This is a genomic window from Lentibacter sp. XHP0401 (assembly GCF_025751535.1).
GTDB lineage: Bacteria > Pseudomonadota > Alphaproteobacteria > Rhodobacterales > Rhodobacteraceae > Lentibacter.
Genome location: NZ_JAOWLC010000002.1, coordinates 98257 through 118818, shown reverse-complemented (window position 1 = coordinate 118818; position 20562 = coordinate 98257). Strand labels below are relative to the sequence as shown.

At 57.8% G+C, this 20562-nt stretch carries 20 protein-coding genes; 8 read left to right on the top strand and 12 right to left on the bottom strand.

What is annotated here, in order from left to right:
- Positions 1-9: 9 nt before the first annotated feature.
- The 5 genes from dxr to pyrH form a co-directional block, all read right to left on the bottom strand.
- A complete protein-coding gene (gene dxr / locus OE750_RS03440; RefSeq protein WP_263762008.1) occupies positions 10-1185 on the bottom strand; it encodes a 1-deoxy-D-xylulose-5-phosphate reductoisomerase in 1176 nt (391 codons plus the stop codon).
- A 2-nt stretch (positions 1186-1187) separates the two neighbouring features.
- The gene (locus OE750_RS03435) at positions 1188-1994 is read right to left on the bottom strand and encodes a phosphatidate cytidylyltransferase (RefSeq protein ID WP_263761412.1); all 807 of its coding nucleotides are present in this window, start codon (positions 1992-1994) and stop codon (positions 1188-1190) included.
- Entirely contained in the window at positions 1991-2716 is a 726-nt protein-coding gene (gene uppS / locus OE750_RS03430; RefSeq protein WP_263761411.1) for a polyprenyl diphosphate synthase, read from the bottom strand. The genes OE750_RS03435 and uppS overlap by 4 nt, the downstream gene beginning before the upstream one ends.
- A gap of 27 nt (positions 2717-2743) precedes the next feature.
- A complete protein-coding gene (gene frr, locus OE750_RS03425) occupies positions 2744-3307 on the bottom strand; it encodes a ribosome recycling factor (protein ID WP_263761408.1) in 564 nt (187 codons plus the stop codon).
- 130 nt (positions 3308-3437) lie between these two features.
- On the bottom strand, positions 3438-4169 hold the full coding sequence (pyrH, locus tag OE750_RS03420; protein ID WP_263761406.1) for a UMP kinase: 732 nt from the start codon (positions 4167-4169) through the stop codon (positions 3438-3440).
- Positions 4170-4299: 130 nt separating this feature from the next.
- On the opposite strand from pyrH, the gene miaA reads away from it, so the two are divergent.
- The 5 genes from miaA to OE750_RS03395 all read left to right on the top strand — a co-directional run bounded on the left by miaA (position 4300) and on the right by OE750_RS03395 (position 11436).
- Positions 4300-5178 carry a tRNA (adenosine(37)-N6)-dimethylallyltransferase MiaA gene (gene miaA / locus OE750_RS03415; RefSeq protein ID WP_263761404.1) on the top strand — a complete coding sequence of 293 codons (879 nt, stop codon included), beginning with the start codon at positions 4300-4302 and terminating at the stop codon, positions 5176-5178.
- Between the two features lie 385 nt (positions 5179-5563).
- Entirely contained in the window at positions 5564-6649 is a 1086-nt protein-coding gene (locus OE750_RS03410; RefSeq protein ID WP_263761402.1) for an ABC transporter permease, read from the top strand.
- Positions 6650-6661: 12 nt separating this feature from the next.
- Positions 6662-8506 (top strand): ABC transporter permease, encoded by a 1845-nt coding sequence (locus OE750_RS03405; RefSeq protein ID WP_412176189.1) that lies wholly within the window; start codon positions 6662-6664, stop codon positions 8504-8506.
- Positions 8507-8683: 177 nt separating this feature from the next.
- Complete coding sequence (locus OE750_RS03400; protein WP_263761400.1) at positions 8684-10768, top strand: ABC transporter ATP-binding protein; 2085 nt, start codon at positions 8684-8686, stop codon at positions 10766-10768.
- Positions 10769-10893: 125 nt separating this feature from the next.
- On the top strand, positions 10894-11436 hold the full coding sequence (locus OE750_RS03395) for a VOC family protein (RefSeq protein WP_263761398.1): 543 nt from the start codon (positions 10894-10896) through the stop codon (positions 11434-11436).
- A 19-nt stretch (positions 11437-11455) separates the two neighbouring features.
- Here OE750_RS03395 and OE750_RS03390 read toward each other — a convergent pair whose 3' ends face one another.
- The gene (locus tag OE750_RS03390; protein ID WP_263761396.1) at positions 11456-12049 is read right to left on the bottom strand and encodes a lytic transglycosylase domain-containing protein; all 594 of its coding nucleotides are present in this window, start codon (positions 12047-12049) and stop codon (positions 11456-11458) included.
- A gap of 186 nt (positions 12050-12235) precedes the next feature.
- Here OE750_RS03390 and ssb point away from each other — a divergent pair, with 186 nt between their 5' ends.
- Positions 12236-12721: a single-stranded DNA-binding protein gene (gene ssb / locus OE750_RS03385; protein WP_318527969.1), complete on the top strand. Its 486-nt coding sequence runs from the start codon at positions 12236-12238 to the stop codon at positions 12719-12721.
- Here ssb and OE750_RS03380 read toward each other — a convergent pair.
- On the bottom strand, positions 12718-13878 hold the full coding sequence (locus OE750_RS03380) for a deoxyguanosinetriphosphate triphosphohydrolase (RefSeq protein WP_263761394.1): 1161 nt from the start codon (positions 13876-13878) through the stop codon (positions 12718-12720). The genes ssb and OE750_RS03380 overlap by 4 nt on opposite strands.
- Before the next feature lie 90 nt (positions 13879-13968).
- On the opposite strand from OE750_RS03380, the gene OE750_RS03375 reads away from it, so the two are divergent.
- Positions 13969-14292 (top strand): HesB/IscA family protein, encoded by a 324-nt coding sequence (locus OE750_RS03375; protein WP_263761392.1) that lies wholly within the window; start codon positions 13969-13971, stop codon positions 14290-14292.
- 2 nt (positions 14293-14294) lie between these two features.
- Here the strand turns inward: OE750_RS03375 and OE750_RS03370 are convergent, their stop codons facing one another.
- Both OE750_RS03370 and OE750_RS03365 read right to left on the bottom strand, forming a co-directional pair.
- Positions 14295-15353 (bottom strand): DUF6902 family protein, encoded by a 1059-nt coding sequence (locus tag OE750_RS03370; RefSeq protein WP_263761391.1) that lies wholly within the window; start codon positions 15351-15353, stop codon positions 14295-14297.
- Between the two features lie 88 nt (positions 15354-15441).
- On the bottom strand, positions 15442-15726 hold the full coding sequence (locus OE750_RS03365) for a DUF6749 family protein (protein WP_263761389.1): 285 nt from the start codon (positions 15724-15726) through the stop codon (positions 15442-15444).
- Positions 15727-16005: 279 nt separating this feature from the next.
- Between OE750_RS03365 and xth the strand changes: the two genes are divergently transcribed.
- Complete coding sequence (gene xth, locus OE750_RS03360; RefSeq protein ID WP_263761386.1) at positions 16006-16785, top strand: exodeoxyribonuclease III; 780 nt, start codon at positions 16006-16008, stop codon at positions 16783-16785.
- Here xth and pgi read toward each other — a convergent pair.
- From pgi to zwf, 3 genes are read right to left on the bottom strand one after another with little or no spacing between them, the layout of a single operon-like run.
- Positions 16782-18314 (bottom strand): glucose-6-phosphate isomerase, encoded by a 1533-nt coding sequence (gene pgi / locus OE750_RS03355; protein WP_263761384.1) that lies wholly within the window; start codon positions 18312-18314, stop codon positions 16782-16784. The genes xth and pgi overlap by 4 nt on opposite strands.
- Positions 18311-18985, bottom strand: coding sequence for a 6-phosphogluconolactonase (gene pgl / locus OE750_RS03350; protein WP_263761382.1), 675 nt, complete (start codon positions 18983-18985; stop codon positions 18311-18313). The genes pgi and pgl overlap by 4 nt, the downstream gene beginning before the upstream one ends.
- Positions 18982-20436 (bottom strand): glucose-6-phosphate dehydrogenase, encoded by a 1455-nt coding sequence (gene zwf, locus OE750_RS03345; protein ID WP_263761380.1) that lies wholly within the window; start codon positions 20434-20436, stop codon positions 18982-18984. The genes pgl and zwf overlap by 4 nt, the downstream gene beginning before the upstream one ends.
- Between the last annotated feature and the right edge of the window lie 126 nt (positions 20437-20562).

Genomic DNA, 20562 nt, shown 5'->3' with positions numbered 1-20562 from the left:
TTTCTTGTTTTAGGTCTTGTCGATGCCGCGTATCAGGCGCTCTGCACTGCTCTGCCCTAAGTGGGTCGCGCGGCGCACGTTATCAAGGTTCATTGGGGCATTGATAAGGCCATCGTCTGGCAAGAGCAGGTCAAGCACCCGCTCGACAACCTCGGCCATCTGCAAAAAACCGATCTTTCCTTCAATAAATCCGTCAAGCGCCGCATCCTTGGCCGCGTTGAACACCGCGCCGCTCAGCCCGCCCTCATGCATCACCCTGTATGCCAGCTCCAAAGCAGGATATCGCGCAGCGTCAGGGGCAATAAAATCAAGCTGGCCAATGCGCGCAAGGTCGAGCCGCTCCACCGGCAGCTTCTCGCGGGTCGGGTAATGCAGCGCATAGCCGATCGCGTGGCGCATATCGGGCGCACCAAGATGCGCCATCAGCCCGCCGTCCTGAAAACCGACAAGCGCATGAACAAGCGATTGCGGATGCACCAGAACCTCGATCTGCTCGGATGAAACTCCGAAATATTCATGTGTTTCAATAAGTTCGAGCGCCTTGTTAAACATGGAGGCGCTGTCAATCGTAATCCGCTGGCCCATGTCCCAGTTGGGGTGGCTGCTCGCCTCGGCCACTGTCGCTTTTGCCAGCTTCTCCATAGGCCAGTCGCGAAACGCGCCGCCCGATGCCGTGATAATCACCCGCTCGACAGCGGCTATATCCTCGCCCACAAGCGCCTGAAACACAGCCGAATGCTCGCTGTCCACAGGCAAAACCTGCGCGCCATACTGCTCCGCCGTTTTCAGCAGAAGCTTACCCGCCGTCACCAGCGATTCCTTGTTGGCCAGAGCCAGCGTGGCCCCCTGCTCCAAAGCCTTCAACCCCGGCTCAAGCCCGGCCGCACCGACTATGGCACTCATCACCCAGTCCGCAGGCCGCGCCGCCGCCTCGATCAGGGCCGCCTGCCCCGCCGCTGCCTCTGTGCCGCTGCCCTCAAGGGCTGCGCGCAACTCGGGCAACAAAGCCTCATCCGCAATCACTGCAACCTGCGCGCTAAACCGCTTCGCATCCGCGGCAAGCTGCGCCACGTTCGCCCCACCCGTCAGCGCGACAACCTCATAGGCCTCCGGCGCGCGGCCAATCAGATCAAGCGTCGATTGCCCGATAGAACCCGTCGCCCCGAAAATAGAAATACGGCGCAAAGTCACGCGGCAAGCCCCGCCAGGAACAGAACAGGGAAAAACACCAGTGCCGCCCCGATCATCCCGTCAAAACGGTCCAGAACCCCGCCATGCCCCGGAATGAGGTTCGAACTGTCCTTGATCCCAGCCTTGCGCTTGAAAGCGCTCTCGACAATGTCGCCCATCTGCGCCGCAAAAGCCAGAACCACAGAGATCACAGCAAGCGGTATAGGCCAGTCCAGCTTGGACGCGGCCAGTGTCATATCGCTCATATACCAGCCCAAAAGCGCTGCCCCGATCCAGCCAGCCACCGTGCCGGACCATGTTTTCTTGGGGCTCACCTTGGGCCAGAACTTCGGCCCGCCAAGAACCCGCCCTGCGAAATAGCCCATCACATCGGAAACAATCACAACTCCGATCAGCCAGAGCAGCACCGCAAGCCCGAAGACATCGCGTATAGCATAAAGCGCCAGCGCCGCGACCATGCAGAAAAACGCATAAAGCGCGAGCCTGTGGCGCAACTGCTCAGACAGCACCCAAACACCCGCCGCTACACAGGCGATCACAACAAATCCGAGCGGCGAGCCAAGCCAGGCTGCCGCCAAGGTGGCCAAAGCCCCCGAAACAGGCAGCAGCACGTCTCGCAAAGGCCCGCTTGCCGCGCCGCCAAGCCGCGCCACTTCCCAGACCATCGCAGCCGCCACAAGCGCCAACAGCGCAAGAAACCAGTAACCGCCGAGCCAGATATCAACGCCCGCAACCACAACCATCACAACGGCAGAGAGAATCCGCGGGCGCAAATCACCCCATTTGCCCGCCCCGGCACTCATGCCACGACCCCGCCAAAGCGTCGGTCCCGGTTGCCATAGTTGTTCACCAGCCCCGCAAAAATCTCGGGGCTGAAATCCGGCCAGAGCGTGTCGATAAACTCGTATTCCGCATAGGCCGATTGCCAGAGCAGGAAGTTTGAAATCCGCGCTTCGCCACTGGTTCTGATCACAAGGTCAGGATCAGGCAAAACATAAGTATCCAAATATCTTGGCAGCGTTTCTTCATCTACTTTTTCAGGGTCGAGCCTGCCCGCCGCCACATCCTGCGCCAGGCGCTTTGTCGCGCGCGAAACCTCGTCACGCCCGCCATAATTCAAAGCAATCGTCAGATGTACGCGGTCGTTCTCGCTGGTCAAAAGCTCAAGCTCGTCCATCAGCTTGACCAGCTTGTCATCCAGACGCACACGATCACCGATAAAACGCACGCGCACACCCTCGTCTTTCAGGGCGCGTGCTTCCTTGGAAATATAGCGACGGAACAAGCCCATCAGCCCGGCAACTTCCACTTGTGTGCGCTTCCAGTTCTCGGTCGAAAAGGCAAAAATCGTAAGATATTTCACACCCAGATCAGGGCAGGCTTCCACAATCTGGCGCACACGTTTCGCACCGGCGTGGTGGCCAAACAGCCTTGGGCGCCCGCGCGATTGCGCCCAGCGGCCATTGCCATCCATGATAATCGCAACATGGCGTGGACCCGTTTTATTATCCGTATCACTCGTCAAATTGCAGCCCCTTTGCCAATATCAGGTTTACACCTGCATGATCTCGGCTTGCTTGGCCTCAAGCGCCGCATCCAGCGCCTTGATGTGCTTGTCGGTGATATCCTGCACCGCATCTTCCCAGAACTTCTGGTCATCCTCGCTCAGCCCGTCTGCCTTGGCTTTCTTCACCTGGTCCATCCCGTCGCGGCGAATATTGCGCACAGAAACCCGCGCGTGCTCGGCATATTGCGCCGCAACCCGTGTCAAATCACGGCGGCGTTCTTCGTTGAGCTCGGGAATAGGCAACATAACAATCGTGCCGTTGGTCTGCGGGTTGATGCCCAGTCCCGAATTCATGATCGCTTTTTCAACGGCCTGCACCATGCTCTTGTCCCACACATTGATGGTCACCATGCGCGGCTCGGGCACGTTTACTGTGCCAAGCTGGTTGATAGGCGTTTGTTGCCCGTAGGCGTCCACAACAATCGGCTCCAACATGCCCGCCGAAGCACGCCCTGTGCGCAGGCTTGCAAACTCGGTGCGCAAATTGGCCATAGCCCCGTCCATACGGCGCTCAAGTTCATCTGTATCCAGCATAAAATCGTCTGACATGAGACCATCCCTCTTAAGTTGTTGCCCTGTCTATATCCGCTTTGTTCAGGCTCTTCCAGCACTTCAATCTCCCCGCCTCTCAGGCGCAAAGATCAGCCACCAAAAGTAGAAGGAGCCTCGTCAAACCGCTTCACCCATGTACCCGCGTATAGGTTCCCTCGCCCGCGAGGATGCCCTTGAAGCCACCGGGTTCGTCGAGACTAAAGACAATGATCGGCAAGTCGTTATCCCGCGCCAAAGCAATCGCGCTCGCGTCCATCACGCCAAGCCGCTTTTGCAGCACATCGTCGTAGCTCACCTCGTCATAACGCACCGCATCGGCAAACTTGGCGGGGTCTTTGTCGTAAACTCCATCAACTTTTGTGCCCTTGAAGATCGCTTCACAGGCCATCTCGTTGGCGCGCAGCGTTGCGGCCGTATCGGTGGTGAAATACGGGTTGCCTGTACCTGCGGCAAAGATACAAACCCGCTTTTTTTCCAGGTGGCGCACAGCACGTCGGCGGATGTAAGGCTCCGCCACTTCGTTCATCGTAATTGCCGAAATAACCCGCGTAAACACGCCCAGATCTTCCAGCGCACTCTGCATCGCCAGCGCGTTCATCACCGTGGCGAGCATTCCCATATAGTCCGCCGTCGTGCGCTCCATACCCTGCGCGCTGCCTTGCAGCCCGCGAAAGATATTTCCGCCGCCGATGACCATGCAAATCTCGACACCCATTTCCTGAACCGACTTCACCTCCTGCGCAATGCGCTGGACAGTCGGCGGATGCAGCCCGTACCCCAGATCCCCCATCAGGGCCTCGCCTGATATTTTGAGCATAACGCGTTTGAAGGTGGTTTTCGGCGCGGCTGGCTCTGACATCTGGCGTCTCCTGATTGTGTTGGGCTTTATTCTAAATGTCGCAATTCCAGCTCAGGCGCAACGCCCGAAGCGTCCCCCCAAGCCAAAAAGCGCGCTTTGCCTCATCGCGTGGCTGCGCTAAAGGCTGGGTATGCTTGATTTGGCCTCCCTCTCTCCCGAATTGCCCGTGCTCATCGCGGGGCCCACGGCCTCCGGAAAATCGGCGCTGGCGCTTGAAATTGCCGAAGCGCAGGGCGGTGTCATCGTCAATGCCGACGCGCTGCAAGTCTATTCCGACTGGCGCGTGCTCACGGCGCGCCCTTCCCCTGAGGAAGAAGCCCGTGCGCCCCACGCGCTTTATGGCCATGTCGCAGGCACGCATCCCTATTCCGTCGGCGAATGGCTCTCCGAAGTCAGGGCTTTGCGCGCAGTGGGCAACCGCCTCATCATCGTTGGCGGCACGGGGCTCTATTTCGCCGCCCTCACAGAAGGCCTCGCCGCCATTCCAGCCACCCTTCCCGAAGTGCGCCTTGAGGCCGACGCCTTGCGCAGCACACCCGAAGGGCTGGCCCAAATGCGCGCCGCTCTGGACGCGGCAACCGCAGGTAAAATCGATCTGCAAAACCCGATGCGCGTGCAGCGTGCCTACGAGGTGCAGCGCAGCACAGGTCGCAGCCTCGCCACATGGCAGGCCGAAACACCCGCGCCCGATATGCCACTTGCCGCGGCCCAGCCCTTGGTGATGCACGCCGACAAAGACTGGCTCAATGACCGTATCACCCGCCGCTTTGACATGATGCTCGCCGCTGGCGCCCTTGAAGAAGCCGAGGCAAACCTCCCCGATTGGTCTCCCGACAAACCCTCATCAAAAGCCATCGGCGCACCCGAACTCATTGCGCACCTCAAAGGCGAGATCACCCTCTATGAGGCCCGCGCCCGCGCCATCATCGCCTCGCGCCAATACGCCAAACGCCAGCGCACATGGTTTCGCGCACGAATGAGAAACTGGCAACCCATCCCTCTCGGCTGAGGCGCATGTCGTTTTTGGCCTAGTAAAATGTCGCAAAGCGACAAATTTTTCTCCCAAACCCCATTGACGCAGGGGGCATTCCTGTGTCCGTATAAAGAAGTCGGAGGAACAAGACTGCATCAAAGCGGCACGGCCCCGGCGTAAAAGGGAGTATTACATGCCGCAGGTCTCATGCGCGGCTGAAACGGGCTTCTTGTGTCCGTCGCAGCACCTACCAGCCAAGCAGGCTTTTGCCCGCATTGCCGCATCTACCTTTCCGTATGTTCTCCCCCCTCCGTGTAGCACGCAACCAAACTCGCAGATACGCCACAGGATACTCTCCGCAGCGCATCACCCAAAACAGGCGTTCACGCCTGACAATCGCCTGAATAACAGGGGAACCTGAATGGGACTGTTCATCCTCCGGCGGCTCGGTGTCATGATCCTCACCGCGCTCTGCCTCACCTTTGTGGTCTTTTTCCTGACCAACCTTTACCCAAACCTTGAAAAACTCGCCAAAACCCAAGGCAACATGCGCATGAGTGACGAGCAGGTCTCTTCCTGGCTCGACAACCGCGGCTACACCCAGCCGCTGCCGCGCAAATATGCCGAGTGGCTCGGCCTCGCCCCCGGCTTCACAGGCGTCAACTCCGAGGGCGAAGCGACAGGCCGCTGCCTGCGCCCGGGCGTTGACCCCGCCAAAGCGCCAACTTTCTGTGGCATCCTTCAGGGCGATTGGGGCTACTCCACCGTCTTCAAGGAACCCGTCACAACCATAATCGGCATCCGCCTCGGCCTCACCGCAAAGCTCATGTTCTGGGTTATGGTGCTCATGGTCCCCTCGGCCCTGCTCGTCGGCGTGCTCGCAGGAATGCGCGAAGGCTCCCGCACCGACCGCACGCTTTCAACCGCCTCCATCGCCACCACAGCAACACCCGAATACGTCTCGGGCGTTATCTTCATCGCCCTTCTGGCAAGCTCGCGCTTCGGCCTCAGTCCGATTCTCGCCGACGCAGGCCTCATCGAAGGCAAAACCCTCTTCAAAGGCACAGCCACCTCGGCGATGGAATCCGCCAACTTCGAGAATTTCTTTCTCCCCGTGCTCACCATCGCGCTCTACGGCATGGGCTATATCGCCCGCATGACCCGCGCCTCCATGGCCGAAGTCATGACAGCGCAATACATCCGCACCGCCCGCCTCAAAGGGGTGAGCTTTCGCAACATCGTCATGCAGCACGCCCTCAGAAACGCGCTCATCGCGCCTTTCACAGTTATCATGCTCCAGCTCCCGTGGCTGCTCAACGGCGTGGTCATTGTCGAGACGCTCTTCAACTACAAGGGCTTCGGCTGGACGCTGGTGCAGGCCGCCGGCAACAACGATATCGAGCTTCTGCTCGGGGTCTCGGTTGTCTCCGTCTTCGTGGTCCTCATCACCCAGCTTCTGAGTGATATCGGCTACGTCTTCCTCAACCCGCGCATTCGCATTTCGTAAGGGATAATGATTATGGAACCTCTTACATGGTTTGGCGCATACGCAGGCTTCTTCGGAACCTTCCTCGCCGTCTTCGCAACAATGGCTGTCATAGCAGGCCTCTGCGCCGCGCTCCTGTCGCTCACCGGCAGCTCACCACGCGGCAGCTTCTCGCTGTTCAACGGCATCGCCGTGCTCACACTCCTCGTGGTTGGCATAGGCTATATCTACAACGCCCTCAGCCCCGCGCTCAGCGGCGGAATGGAACTCGCCGTGCTTGGCAAAATCCTTCTGGGCCTCGCCGCCCTCGGGGTCTTTGCCGCCATGCTCAGTGTCTTCATGAACACCTTTTTTGACGACCCGGCCGCAACGATGGGCTGGTTCTTCGGCCTTGCTCTCAAGCTCATCGGCGTCACTGTGTTGCTCTGGCTCGGCTATACGCTCCTCTTCGCAGGAAGCGGATTCCGCGACCAGCTCGCCGCGATGGACCCGTCGGCTGTCCCCACAGGCGAAGACCTTGCCCAACAAGAGCGCATTGCCGTGATGCAGGGCCGTGGCATCCTCGCCTCGATCGTCATGCGCTTCATGCCGGTCTGGATCGCAATCGCCGTGCTCTTTGCTGTTTCGATCCGCTACAAGCGCAAGCTCGGCCTCTATGGCAAGCTCTTTGACAATGCCATCGGCATGTTCGGCTTTGCCCTTGTCATGTTCTGGGTCTTCACAGCCGCCTTCAACGGCTTCTTTGATATGATAGCCACACACGCCCCGCTCGATCAGGCCTCGGGGATGAAAAACAAAGTCCCCGGCACGCCCCTGCGCGGTGCCGAGCTGGCAGAATACCCGTACTACCTTCTGGGCGGTGACAACCTCGCGCGCGACGTCTTCTCGCGCATGGTCACAGGCTCGGTCATCGTTATCATGATCGCGCCGCTGGCCACGCTCTTCGCCTTCATGGTCGGGATCACGCTTGGCTTGCCCGCGGGCTACTTCTCTGGGCCCGCCCTGCGCAAAGGCAGCTTGGGCATGGTCGCAACAGCCGTCGTTTTCGCCCTCGCCACACTCGCGGCAGGCCTCGGCGGGGGGATATCCAACTTTCTCATGCTCGGCGTCATCCTCGCGGTGCTCTTCGTGCTGATGTTCCGCGCCTCGCTTGATACGGTCCTGAGCTTTCTGGCAAACCTCATTCTCGCCTTCCCGGTAATCCTCTTGTTCTACCTCCTGGTCACGCCCGAAATCGTCGAGACCGGTCTGCCGCAATATATGGCCATCGTGCTGTTCATCTTTCCCATCGTCTTCTCGGGCGTGTTGATCAGCTCGCGCTTTCAGACAGACCCGAAGAAAAACCGCTTCTGGCTCACAGTCGTTCTGGTCCCGCTGGCGATCATCTATGCCGTCACAATCAGCGCGCCCGACACCCAGATCAACCTGTTCGGCCCGCTTGATTTCTTCAATCCTGCTCCCGGTGTTCTCGTGGTTTTCGTTTCGGTGGTGTTTGTGAACTCGCCCACAGTCTTCCGGATCGTGCGCGGCTTGGCTCTCGACATTCACAGCCGCGATTATGTGGCAGCGGCGCAAACCCGCGGAGAAGGCCCGTGGTATATCATGCTCTGGGAAATCCTGCCCAACGCGCGCGGGCCGCTCATCGTCGATTTCTGCCTGCGCATCGGCTACACAACAATCCTGCTCGGCACCTTGGGGTTCTTCGGCCTCGGCCTACCGCCCGAAAGCCCGGACTGGGGCTCAACGATCAACGAGGGCCGCAAGCTTCTCTCGATCTATGCGCACCCCGCCCTGCCGCCCGCCTTCGCTTTGTTGACACTCGTTCTGGGCCTCAACCTTCTGGCTGACGGTCTGCGCGAAGAGAGCCTGAAAGACTAATGCTGCGCGGTGGCTTTTGCGGCCGCGCCCCCTTGCAAACGTAAACACAATGTTAAGGACAGAACGAAATGGTTAACGCTCACACCCCTCAAAAAGCCTGTTCAGGCGGTGCACGCAGGGTGCACGGGTTGTGCACGCTTTTCACCCCCCGTTTTGCGCCGCTCAGGGAGAAAGTTAATGGCTAAAATTCACTATGAAGGCCCCATTCTGGAGATCGACAAACTCTCCATTTCCTTCTTCACCCGCCTGCGCGAAATCCCCGCTGTGATGGATTTTTCCGTCAAGGTTGCTCCGGGAGAAGCCGTTGGTTTGGTTGGAGAATCCGGCTGCGGCAAGTCCACAGTGGCGCTCGGCGTCATGCGAGACCTGGGCAAAAACGGTCGCATCGTCGGCGGCTCGATCAAGTTCAAGGGCCGCGACATGGCCTCCTTGAGCGATGACGAGCTCCGCGACATCCGCGGAAACGAAATTGCCATGATATATCAAGAGCCTATGGCCTCTTTGAACCCTGCCATGAAGATCGGCAGGCAGCTCATGGAAGTGCCGATGATCCATGAAGGCGTCAGCGAAGAAGAGGCCTACAACCGCGCCCTTGAGGTGGTCACAGACGTAAAACTCCCCGACCCCGCGCGGATGCTTTCAAGCTATCCGCACCAGCTTTCTGGCGGCCAGCAACAGCGCATCGTGATCGCTATGGCCTTGATGTCAAAGCCTTCTTTGCTGATTCTCGATGAGCCGACAACAGCGCTCGACGTCACAGTCGAGGCCGCCGTGGTGGAGCTTGTGAAGGATCTGGGCAAGAAATACGGCACCTCGATGCTGTTCATCTCCCACAACCTCGGCCTCGTGCTTGAAACCTGTGACCGCATCTGCGTGATGTATTCTGGCGAAGCCGTTGAACGCGGCGATATCGAAACCGTGTTCAACAACATGCAACACCCTTATACACAAGCACTTTTCCGCTCTATCCCCCTGCCAGGAGCCAACAAAAATGACCGCCCTCTGGTGGCCATTCCGGGGAATTTCCCGCTGCCCCATGAGCGCCCCAAAGGTTGCAATTTCGGCCCCCGCTGTGACTACTTTGATGCTGGCCGTTGCGACGAAGGCTTCGTGCCCATGTCCTCGGTTGATAGCGAAGGAAGCCACGAAACCCGCTGCCTCAAGTATCAGGAAATCGACTGGCACGCCCCCATCACAGCCGCTGAAACCAAGAAAAAAGGTGATATCGGCGAGGTCGTGCTCAAGATGGACAACCTCAAGAAATACTATGAAGTCGCTGCCAACGCTCTCTTCGGTGGCGGTGAAACCCGCGTGGTCAAAGCCAATGAAACCCTAAGTTTTGAGGCCCGCGAGAGCGAAACGCTGGCCATTGTCGGCGAGTCAGGCTGCGGTAAATCCACCTTCGCCAAAGTGCTCATGGGACTTGAGACAGCCACTGGCGGCACAATTGAGCTTGATGGGAAAGATATCGGAAGCACACCCATCGAGAAACGTGACACAAAGACCGTCGCCGATGTGCAAATGGTCTTCCAGAACCCGTTTGATACTCTCAACCCGTCCATGACAGTCGGGCGTCAGATCATCCGCGCGCTGGAAATTTTCGATATTGGCGACAGTGACGCCGACCGCCGCGAGCGGATGCTCAAACTGCTTGATCTGGTGAAGCTGCCCCGCGCCTTCGCTGACAGAATGCCCCGCCAACTCTCGGGCGGCCAAAAGCAACGCGTCGGCATTGCCCGCGCCTTTGCTGGTGATGCCCGCATCGTTGTCGCAGACGAGCCTGTCTCGGCTCTCGACGTGTCGGTTCAAGCGGCAGTGACCGACCTTCTGATGGAAATCCAGCGCGAGCACAAAACCACACTCCTTTTCATCAGTCACGACTTGAGCATCGTGCGCTATCTATCTGATCGCGTTATGGTTATGTATCTTGGGCATGTTGTCGAGCTCGGCACAACCGACGAAGTTTTTGCCCCGCCTTACCACCCCTACACCGAAGCGCTTCTCTCGGCGGTTCCTATCGCCGACACAAGTATCGTCAAAAAACATATCGTTCTGGAAGGCGATATTCCCTCGGCGATGAACCCTCCCCCTGGCTGCCCGTTCCAGACCCGCTGCAACTGGAAAAGCAAGGTCTCTGGCGGGCTCTGCGAGACAGAAGTGCCACCGGTTAAAGATATGGGCAATGGACACCAGATCAAATGTCATTTGAATGATGCAGATCTGAAAGAAATGGAACCGGTGATCAAGCTCGCCGCAGAGTAATCCCTGGAAAAGCCGCTTTCACGCGGCTCTTCTTTTACCCGATTAGTTGCGCTCGCAACTTTTTACTTGATAGTTACAAATGCAACCTTCATGAGACTCCCAGAACAGAAAAAAGGGAACGCTTCATGAAAATCGAACAAATTCACCACGTCGCCTACCGCTGCCGCGATGCCAAGGAAACGGTCGAGTGGTATAATCAGAAACTCAAAATGGATTTCGTCCTCGCAATTGCAGAAGATCATGTCCCCTCGACCCACGAACCAGACCCTTACATGCATATCTTCATGGATGCAGGTAACGGCAACGTGCTGGCCTTTTTTGAGTTGCCAACCAAGCCTGAAATGGGCCGCGACCCCAACACACCTATCTGGGTGCAGCATATCGCCTTCAAGGTGAAAGACCGCGAGACATTGATTGAATTCAAAGAGCACCTTGAGGCTGAAGGTGTCGAGGTTCTCGGCGTCACCGATCACTCGATCTTTCACTCGATCTACTTCTTTGACCCCAATGGCCACCGTGTCGAGCTGGCTTGCCCCGATCCCGAAGAAGACGCGCTTCTCGCCAAGCTTGATGCTGTCAAATGGGATATGCTTGAAGAATGGAGCCGCACCAAAAAAGCGCCTAAACATGCGGAATGGCTACATCAAAAAGAACTCTCAAACGTTTGATATTAAAAGGGGAAGCGCTTTAGCTTCCCCAAATTACTTTAACGTAGTTGCGCGTCTCCTTGAAAGGCGGCACGCCGCCGTATTTCTTCACAGCCCCAGGCCCCGCATTATAAGCAGCAAGAGCCAGCCGCCACGAGCCAAACTCTTTGTATTGCGCCTTCAGATAGCGCGCGCCCCCCTCAAGGTTTTCATAAGGATCGTGCGGATTGACCCGAAGGGTGCGCGCCGTGCCGGGCATCAGCTGTGCCAGCCCCAAAGCGCCCTTGTGCGACCGCGCAGTCGCGTTCCAGCCGCTTTCCTGTTGCACCAGCCGCAAAAACAAATCCACAGGCACACCATGCTTGCGCGCCGCATTCTTCGCCATGATCACATAAGGGCCGTTCTGACGCCCCTGATAAGGAAGAACCGCTTCATTGCCCCATTTGGTCGGCGCCTCGACTTTGGCCGGCTGCAACCGGACAGACGACGAATACTGCGACTTGGCGCGCGTATCCAAAATCCGTGTTTGGGATTTGAAATGGGATTTGCTCGATTTGGAACCAAAAAGCTCAGCATCCGCCGCAACCGGCAGCAGCGAAGCCGCCAAGACAGCGCTCAACAATATTTTGCGCATCTGCATTGTCCCCCAAAAAACTAGAGCGCAGTGTAAGGAATACACAGCAAATTTCCAGCCCCGTTTGATTTCATAGCATATTTCGCGGCTTCTTGCCCATTTATCTCAAGTTTTATGCTTTCATTAACTTGGTCGTGATGGTGTAAGCTCTGTCAAACGGCAAACAGATTCTCAGAAAGGCGTATCATGGCAGGCTCGGTTAACAAGGTCATTCTCATCGGCAACTTGGGGCGCGACCCCGAAGTGCGCACTTTCCAGAATGGCGGCAAAGTCTGCAACCTGCGCATTGCCACATCTGAAAACTGGAAAGACAAAGCCACTGGCGAGCGCCGCGAGCGCACCGAATGGCACTCTGTTGCGATCTTTCAGGAAGGCCTCGTGCGCATCGCCGAGCAATACCTGCGCAAAGGTTCGAAAGTCTATATCGAAGGCAAGCTTCAAACCCGTAAATGGCAGGACCAGTCCGGCGCCGACCGTTACAGCACCGAAGTTGTGCTGCAAGGTTTTGACGGCGTGCTCACCATGCTCGATGGCCGCAACGAAGGTGGCTCTGGCGGTGGTGGCGGAGGCGGCAGCCAATACGGCGGCGGACAGGATGACCGTTTCGGTGGCCCGTCCGAGCCTCAGCAAGTCGGCAACAACTCCGATTTTGACGACGAAATCCCGTTTTAATCGGGCAACGCCCCGATTAAGCGCTGGTATTCCTGAGTGGCAAACCGGTCGGTCATGCCACTCAGATAATCCGAGATAATGCGCGCAGTTTCGGTCTGCTTGCCCATCGCTTCGCTCAGTGCCTCGTGCCATTCCTCGGGCAAAAGCTCGGGCGTCGCGAGATACCCTTCAAACAGGCCCTCCACAATCAAAGAGGCGCGCGCGCGCATCCTTACAACCGAAGGCGCGCGATACATCCGCTCAAACAAAAACGCGCGGATCACCTTGAGATCAGCCCAAAGACCCGGCGAAAACCGCACCAGAGGCCGCCCTGCATGGCGCACCTCTTCCGCACTCACCGGCTGCATTTCAACCGCAATCGCGCGGCTCGTGGCAATCACATCTTCCACCAACACACCAAAAAACCGTCTCAGTGCCTCGTGCTGGCGGCGCTGCGGCTCAAGCGCAGGGTAGCGCGCATCAACCTCGGCAAAACACCCGCCCACAATCGGCAAGTCGAGCAGATCTTCAACCTCAAAAAGCCCTGCGCGCAAACCGTCGTGAATATCGTGATGGTTGTAGGCAATATCATCCGACAGCGCCGCCACCTGCGCCTCTGCACTGGCATGGGTGTGCAACTCCAGATCATGGCGCGTATTATACCCCGCCAGCGCATAGGGCACGGGCTCGGAAACAGGCCCGTTATGCTTGGCGATCCCTTCAAGGCACTCCCACGTAAGGTTCAGCCCGTCCCAATCCGCATAATGCCGTTCAAGCGAGGTGACGATGCGGATGGCCTGTGCATTGTGATCAAACCCGCCGTAAGGCTGCATCAAGGCGTCCAGCGCATCCTCGCCCGTGTGGCCAAAGGGCGTATGCCCCAAATCATGCGCCAGTGCGACAGCCTCGGTCAGCTCCGAATTCAGGCCAAGCGCGCCACAAATCGTGCGCGCCACCTGCGCCACCTCAATGGAATGCGTCAGCCGCGTGCGGTAATAATCGCCCTCATGCTCCAGAAATACCTGCGTTTTATGTTTCAACCGGCGAAAGGCGCTGGAATGAATAATCCTGTCCCGATCCCGCTGAAAACAGGTGCGAAACACGCTCTCCGCCTCGGAATAAAGCCGCCCGCGCGTGTCTTCAGGCCGGCTGGCAAAGAGGGCCATTTCAAATTGCATCGTGTCTCATCCTTGCCGCCGCTCACTTGGCCCCATATATATTGCATCAAGCCGTCAGGTAAACCCGCAAGCCCGTAAGGATAAGCCCCCATGTTCATCCCCCCTTCCGTCACACCCGAAGCCTTTGCCCAACTCGCCGTCATCGGCGCAAGCAAAGACGGTAAGGCGCTGCGCGTGGCAGTCGAAGGCGGCGGCTGTTCGGGCTTTCAATACGAAATCAAGCTTGATGATCCCGCCGAGGACGACCTCGTGCTGGAAGGCGCCGGCGAAAAAGTTGTAATCGACGAGGTCAGCCAACCGTTCCTGACAGGCGCCAAGATCGACTATGTCGAAGAGCTGATCGGCGCGCGCTTTGTGATCGAAAACCCGAACGCGTCAAGCTCCTGCGGCTGTGGCGTGTCATTCTCGATGTGAAGCTAGCCCCCCGCGCGGGCAAAATACGCAAAAAACTCGTCAAACTCGGGATAAGCCGCTTCCGCTTGCAGAAGATGTGCATAAGCGTCGCCGGCGATCATCCCCTCAAGTTCACCTCGCATCGCGCCCCAATCGTCCACACGCTTGTCGGCCAGATTGTAAAGATACTCCGACATCGCCCGCAAAACCCCATGATGCCCGTGTGATTTCTTAAAAATCATACGCTCGGCACTCATCTCCTGTGCAAAACTTTCTCCCCCGGTGGCCATGGCCAACCAGTTGCAGGTGAGAAACTCGTGATAATCGTCAATTGGCGGGCTCGCCTCGGCACTCACTGTAAAGCGCTTGCCCACGGCCTGCACCCAAGCAGCCCAGGCTGGCGGCACAGGTTGGCGCGCAAACCGCAAGGCAAGGCAAACCTCGGCCAACAAATCGGCGTTCTCGTCAATCAGCGCAAGCGTGCCTGCAAACATCAGGCTGCGGACGGCAGAGCGGCTTATCTCAGGGTCACGTCGGCCATATTCACTGAGATAAAAGACAATATGGGTCAGCTCGTAAGCGGCTTTTTTATTGGGGAGCGAAAAGGTTGCACTGTGCGAAATAAACCTGTGCAAACGGCTGGTTAGCGCTGTATCTTCATGCACCCCCACAAGACCGCCACGGCCCAAAAGCCGTGCTGCTTCGGCGCGCTGCAAATCAGACAGTTCCGCATCCACAAGCTGCGCTTTATCGGCCCAAGCACAAAGCGCGCCCCCCTTGCTGCCCTCAAAGCCTAACGCCTCAAGGTCAAGCGTGATCGACAGCAAAAAACGGTAATACTGTGGGAAAAACCGCAAGCGGCTTTCAACATCGTTATAGAAACTCTCGTAAGCGCTCAAGGCTCCATCGCTCAGCCGTTTACCAGTTGTCTCGTGGATGTTGAGAAACTCGGCGTTTTCCTTCAGCCAGAAAACATCATCCCCAATGCGGCGATGACGTGCAAAACAATGCGCCAATGCGGCTTGCTGGTCGGCCTCTGCATAAACTGGCTTAGCGAAGTTAAGCTGGATTACGTCGCCCATCGGTCGGCCCCATTGTTTGCTTCAGAAGTTTGGCGGGAGGCATGGCCCCCCGCTTGTAGCCCGAGCGCTAAAGCTCGGGCCATAGGGCTCAATCGTCCGAGCAGCAGATGAACATCTCTACTTTTTCACCAGACATGGCATCCGAACCTGTGGGCTCTGAGCAGCAAATATATGTGCCAGTCGCATCGCCTGACATGCTGTCAGAACCGGCAGGGTCCGAGCAGCAGATATATGCGCCGGTTGCGTCACCCATCATGGCGTCCGAGCCTGTCGGCTCCGAACAGCAGATGAACAACTCCGAGCCAGCGCCCTCAAACATGCTTGTCTCTGTGATCTGGATTTCAATGGATTGTGTTTTACGAAGTGCAGACATCTCAATTCCCTTCAGGTTGATGTGTCTTCAGCATTATCTACCTAGAGTTGTTAAGCAATGTTTTTTACACAACCTTAAGTTGTTTTCACCAACAAACCCATAACTCATTCATTTTGCTTCCATATTTTCAAACCCCTTCACCGCTTGACCTGACGTTCTGGTCCAGGACCATCCTTCCAATGACAGAATCAAATCTCCATTCCCCTCACTCCAAGCCACTCTGGCGGCGCGATGATTCTTCGGCTAAACCAGTGAGGAAACAAATCGCAGGCGGGCCTCATGAAGATCGCAACTTTCAACATCAACGGTGTTAAAGCCCGTTTTGAAACCCTGATGACATGGCTCAAAGACGACGCCCCCGATGTAGCGATCCTGCAAGAGATCAAATCCATCGATGAAGGCTTCCCACGCGACGAGATCGAAACTCTCGGCTATCAGGTCGAGACCCACGGTCAAAAATCCTTCAACGGCGTTGCCCTGCTCTCGAAGCTGCCACTCGAAGATGTCACCCGTGGCCTCGCGGGCGACGAAGACGATGAACAAGCCCGCTACATCGAGGCCACCGTGGTAGGCAAAACCGCCCTGCGCATCTGCGGGCTCTACCTGCCCAATGGCAACCCCGTCCCCGGCCCCAAGTATGACTATAAGCTTGCGTGGATGGAGCGCCTGCACAGACGCGCCGAAGAGCTGCTTGAGCTGGAAGAGCCCTTCCTCATGGCAGGTGACTACAACGTCATCCCGCAGGATGAAGACGCCGCCAAGCCCGAAAGCTGGCGCGAAGATGCTCTCGCCCTCCCCCGGAGCCGCGAGGCCTTCCGGCGCCTTCTCGCTCTTGGCCTCACAGAAGCCTTCCGTGCACAGACGCAGGGCGGCGGGCACTACAGCTTCTGGGATTATCAAGCCGGCGCATGGCAGCGCAATAACGGCATCCGGATTGACCATTTCCTGCTCAGCCCCGAATGCGCCGACCTCATGGTCAAATGCGAAATTCAAGCCGAACTGCGCGGCCGCGAAAAGCCGTCAGACCATGTGCCGGTCTGGCTCGAACTTGATATCTAGTTCTGATAGCCGCGATAAAACGCGACAAGCTGCGCGGTTGAACTGTCCAAATCAGCCTCCGCCCCCCCAAGCACAGGCTGTAAAGCCGTCGCCAGTTCCTTGCCCAGTTCAACACCGAACTGGTCAAACGAGTTGATCCCGAGGATCGCCCCTTCCACAAACACACGGTGCTCATAAAGCGCAATAATCCGCCCCAACATGCGCGGGGTGAGCTTCTCATACGCCATGGTCACAGAGGGTCTGTTGCCCTCAAACACCCGCTGCGGTGCCTCATGGTCGCGCCCCAGCATCAGCGCCTGAGATTGCGCAAAGCAGTTGGCCACCAGAAGCGCATGATGATGCGCCAGCCCTTCCTCATGCCCCTGCATCGCAACAAGAAAATCCGCAGGCACAATCTCGGTGCCTTGGTGGAGCAGTTGATAAAACGCGTGCTGCCCGTTGGTGCCGGGCTCACCCCAGACAATCGCCCCCGAGCCAAAGGCCAGCGCCTCTCCCGCCTTGCTCACGCGCTTGCCGTTGCTCTCCATGTCAAGCTGTTGGAGATATGCGGGCAACCGCGCCAGCCTCTGGTCATAAGGCAGCACCGCGCGGGTGGCATATCCACAAACCTGATGATGCCACAGCCCGACAAGCGCATGGATCACAGGCAGATTCTCGGCCAAGGGCGCGCTCGCAAAATGCAGGTCCATCTCGGCTGCCCCAGCCAGAAATGCGGCAAAATCTTCTGGCCCGATGGCCAGCATCAGGCTCAAACCTATCGGTCCCCAGACAGAATAGCGTCCGCCAACCCAATCTTCAAAACCAAACACCCGCTCCGCAGGAATGCCAAACTCCGCCGCCTTCTCCTCGGCACTGGAAATCGCGGCAAACTGCGCCGCAGGGTCGGCAACCGTCTCCGCCATCCAGCGCCGCGCCGTGGCGGCGTTGGTCATCGTCTCGATGGTGGTGAAGGTTTTCGAGGCCACCAACACAAGCGTTGTCGCCGCGTTAAGCTTTTTCAGAACATCATGAATGTGTGCGCCATCAATGTTGGATACAAAATGCACCCGTGGCCCGTCTGCGTAAGGCTGAAGCGCGAGTGCCGTCATAGCTGGCCCAAGATCCGAGCCGCCAATCCCGATATTCACGACATCCGTGATCGGCCCCTTGCGCACCTCACGGGCAAACGCCGCCATCCGCGCCAACGTGCCCCGCACCTCGGGCATCACATCTTGCCCATCTACCTCAATCACCGCCTCAGGCCCCGCCCTTAGCGCCGTATGCAGCACAGCGCGGCCTTCTGTGGTGTTGATCTTCTCGCCGCGCATCATCGCATCACGCGCCGCCTCCACCTCGGCCGCTTCAGCGAGATCCAGCAACGCAGCAAAGCTCTCCTCGCTCAATGCTGTTTTGCTGAAGTCATAGAGTATCCCGCAGGCCTCACGGCTAAAGCGCTCCGCCCGCTTCGCATCCGCCTCAAACAACTCGGCAATCTTGCCACGCGCGCGGCCAAGCGTAAAAACCCGCGCCCACTCCTTCGCCGGCATCATGGTGCCCAATGCACTGTCGTGCCCTCAAGGATCGCATTCACAGGTGCTTTCTCGGGCGGCAATGTCGCTGCGCGCTCCAACGCCGCGCGCTTTTCCGCGCCAATAATCACCAGATGTTTCTTCATCGCGCCGTTCAACACATTGGCCGTCAGCGTCACACGCGGCTCCGGCTCACCTTCCGCCTCGATCGGCGTGAGCAGTGCGCTTGTCTCCTCGCTCAAAGCAACATCAAGCCCCTTGGCACGTGGAAACAGTGAAGCCGTGTGCATATCCGTGCCCATACCCAGCAGCAAAACCGAGATAGGCAGGCACGGGTAAATCGTGCTTTCCACATCAGCCAATGTCTCGTCAGGCGTAGGTGCCCCTGTATAAAAGGGGTGAAACACCGCTTCCGCCGCGCGCCCCTGCAACAACCGCTCGCGCACCAGCCGCGCGTTCGAACGCACATGCACCTCGGGCCGCCAACGTTCGTCCGAGAGCATCACATCAACGCGGCTCCAGTCCAGACTTGCTGCACAAAGCGCATCAAAAACAGGCCCCGGAGTTGTGCCACCCGGCACAACAAAACTGGCGCGTTCCTCGTGCAAAAGCTCGCTTTTAAGCTCGCCCGCCAGAACATTGGCAAGCCCCATGAACAACATGTCATCATCTGGGTAAGTGACTATTTTCATTCTCTAATTTCCCTCCAACGTCGGCCATCTCGGTGCATCAGCATCAGCGCATCGTCAGGCCCCGCACTGTCAGGCTCGTAGGGCAGCGGCACATCGCGCCGCTCTTCCCAGCCTGCAATAATAGGATCGCTCCAGCGCCACGCCGCCTCGACTTCATCGTCGCGCATAAACAGCGTCTGGTTTCCACGGATCACATCCATAATCAACCGCTCGTAAGCGTCCGGCACATCTTCACCGTCCGGTCCGAGCGCCTCCGCAAAGCTCATATCAAGCGGCACATCAATTAGCCGCATACCGCCGGGCCCGGGCTCCTTGATCGTCACGCCAAGCTCGATGCCTTCGTTGGGCTGCAAGCGAATGCTCAAAATGTTGCGATGCCGCCCTGCATCATCGCCAAAAATGCTGTGTGGCGTATCCTTGAACACCACCGCAATCTCGCTGGCACGGTGCTTGAGGCGTTTTCCCGTGCGCAAATAAAACGGCGTGCCCGCCCACCGCCAATTCGAGATATGCGCCTTGATCGCAATAAAGCTCTCTGTGGTGCTGTCCTCGTCCCCCACATCCTCAAGATAACTGCTCCTGTCCTCATCGGCCTGATACTGCCCGCGCACCAGTTCTTTCGGCCCCACAGGCTCCAGAGCGCGAATGACCTTGAGCTTCTCGTCACGCACCGCCGCAGGTTCAAATTGCGCAGGCGGCTCCATGGCAATCAGGCACAAAAGCTGCATCAAATGGTTTTGCACCATATCGCGCATGGCGCCTGCGCGGTCATAATATTCGCCCCGCCCCGCAACCCCCACTGTTTCCGCCACCGTGATCTGGATGTGGTCGATATACTGGCTGTTCCAGAGCGGCTCGAACAACATGTTGCCAAAGCGCACAGCCATCAGGTTTTGTACCGTTTCCTTGCCAAGATAATGGTCGATCCGGTAAATCTGGCTTTCGTCAAAATGCTTGGCCAAAGCCGCGTTCAAATCCTTGGCGCTCTCCAGATCACGGCCAAAGGGTTTTTCCACAACAATCCGCGTTTCGTTGCCTGCGAGCCCGTATTTATGCAGGCGCTTGGCAAGGTCTTCAAACAGGCTTGGCCCGACCGAGAAGTAAAACGCCCGCGTCACCCCTCGGTCACAAAGCGCTTTAAGCTCTTCCCAGCCCGCTGTGCCGCGCGCATCTAGCGTCACATAATCCAGCCTTGCTACAAAGGCTTTGTAATCTGCCGCCTTGGCGCCCTTCACACTCGCAAACTCTTTCAAGGCTTCCATGACAAAGGCCCGAAAACTCTTGTCATCATGGTCCGAGCGCGCAGCCCCTATAACACGGGCCTCATCAGGCATCTGCCCCGCACAAAAGCGGCGGAACAGGCTGGGCAATATCTTGCGCCGTGCAAGGTCACCCGTTGCGCCGAAGATCACCAGATCAAAATCATCGACAGGAATAACGCGCGATACCATAAGACAGCCTTTTCAAAGTATGTTGCCCGAAAGATAACAGGCCTGCGCGCGTTCACAATGGCGTCAATCCCCGCTTCGGCCCTTTTTTGCGTGCGCAGCTTGGGTTAGCCAAAGAAAACACAATGA

Excerpts from the sequence above, each read along its gene's own strand:
- OE750_RS03365 (WP_263761389.1), bottom strand. The coding sequence starts at position 15,726 with ATGTCTGCACTTCGTAAAACACAATCCATTGAAATCCAGATCACAGAG.
- miaA (WP_263761404.1), top strand. The coding sequence starts at position 4,300 with ATGCTTGATTTGGCCTCCCTCTCTCCCGAATTGCCCGTGCTCATCGCG.
- ssb (WP_318527969.1), top strand. The coding sequence starts at position 12,236 with ATGGCAGGCTCGGTTAACAAGGTCATTCTCATCGGCAACTTGGGGCGC.
- zwf (WP_263761380.1), bottom strand. The coding sequence starts at position 20,436 with ATGGTATCGCGCGTTATTCCTGTCGATGATTTTGATCTGGTGATCTTC.
- OE750_RS03395 (WP_263761398.1), top strand. The coding sequence starts at position 10,894 with ATGAAAATCGAACAAATTCACCACGTCGCCTACCGCTGCCGCGATGCC.
- OE750_RS03390 (WP_263761396.1), bottom strand. The coding sequence starts at position 12,049 with ATGCGCAAAATATTGTTGAGCGCTGTCTTGGCGGCTTCGCTGCTGCCG.
- pgl (WP_263761382.1), bottom strand. The coding sequence starts at position 18,985 with ATGAAAATAGTCACTTACCCAGATGATGACATGTTGTTCATGGGGCTT.
- pyrH (WP_263761406.1), bottom strand. The coding sequence starts at position 4,169 with ATGTCAGAGCCAGCCGCGCCGAAAACCACCTTCAAACGCGTTATGCTC.
- OE750_RS03410 (WP_263761402.1), top strand. The coding sequence starts at position 5,564 with ATGGGACTGTTCATCCTCCGGCGGCTCGGTGTCATGATCCTCACCGCG.
- pgi (WP_263761384.1), bottom strand. The coding sequence starts at position 18,314 with ATGATGCCGGCGAAGGAGTGGGCGCGGGTTTTTACGCTTGGCCGCGCG.
- OE750_RS03400 (WP_263761400.1), top strand. The coding sequence starts at position 8,684 with ATGGCTAAAATTCACTATGAAGGCCCCATTCTGGAGATCGACAAACTC.
- frr (WP_263761408.1), bottom strand. The coding sequence starts at position 3,307 with ATGTCAGACGATTTTATGCTGGATACAGATGAACTTGAGCGCCGTATG.
- OE750_RS03405 (WP_412176189.1), top strand. The coding sequence starts at position 6,662 with ATGGAACCTCTTACATGGTTTGGCGCATACGCAGGCTTCTTCGGAACC.
- OE750_RS03380 (WP_263761394.1), bottom strand. The coding sequence starts at position 13,878 with ATGCAATTTGAAATGGCCCTCTTTGCCAGCCGGCCTGAAGACACGCGC.
- OE750_RS03375 (WP_263761392.1), top strand. The coding sequence starts at position 13,969 with ATGTTCATCCCCCCTTCCGTCACACCCGAAGCCTTTGCCCAACTCGCC.
- OE750_RS03370 (WP_263761391.1), bottom strand. The coding sequence starts at position 15,353 with ATGGGCGACGTAATCCAGCTTAACTTCGCTAAGCCAGTTTATGCAGAG.
- OE750_RS03435 (WP_263761412.1), bottom strand. The coding sequence starts at position 1,994 with ATGAGTGCCGGGGCGGGCAAATGGGGTGATTTGCGCCCGCGGATTCTC.
- xth (WP_263761386.1), top strand. The coding sequence starts at position 16,006 with ATGAAGATCGCAACTTTCAACATCAACGGTGTTAAAGCCCGTTTTGAA.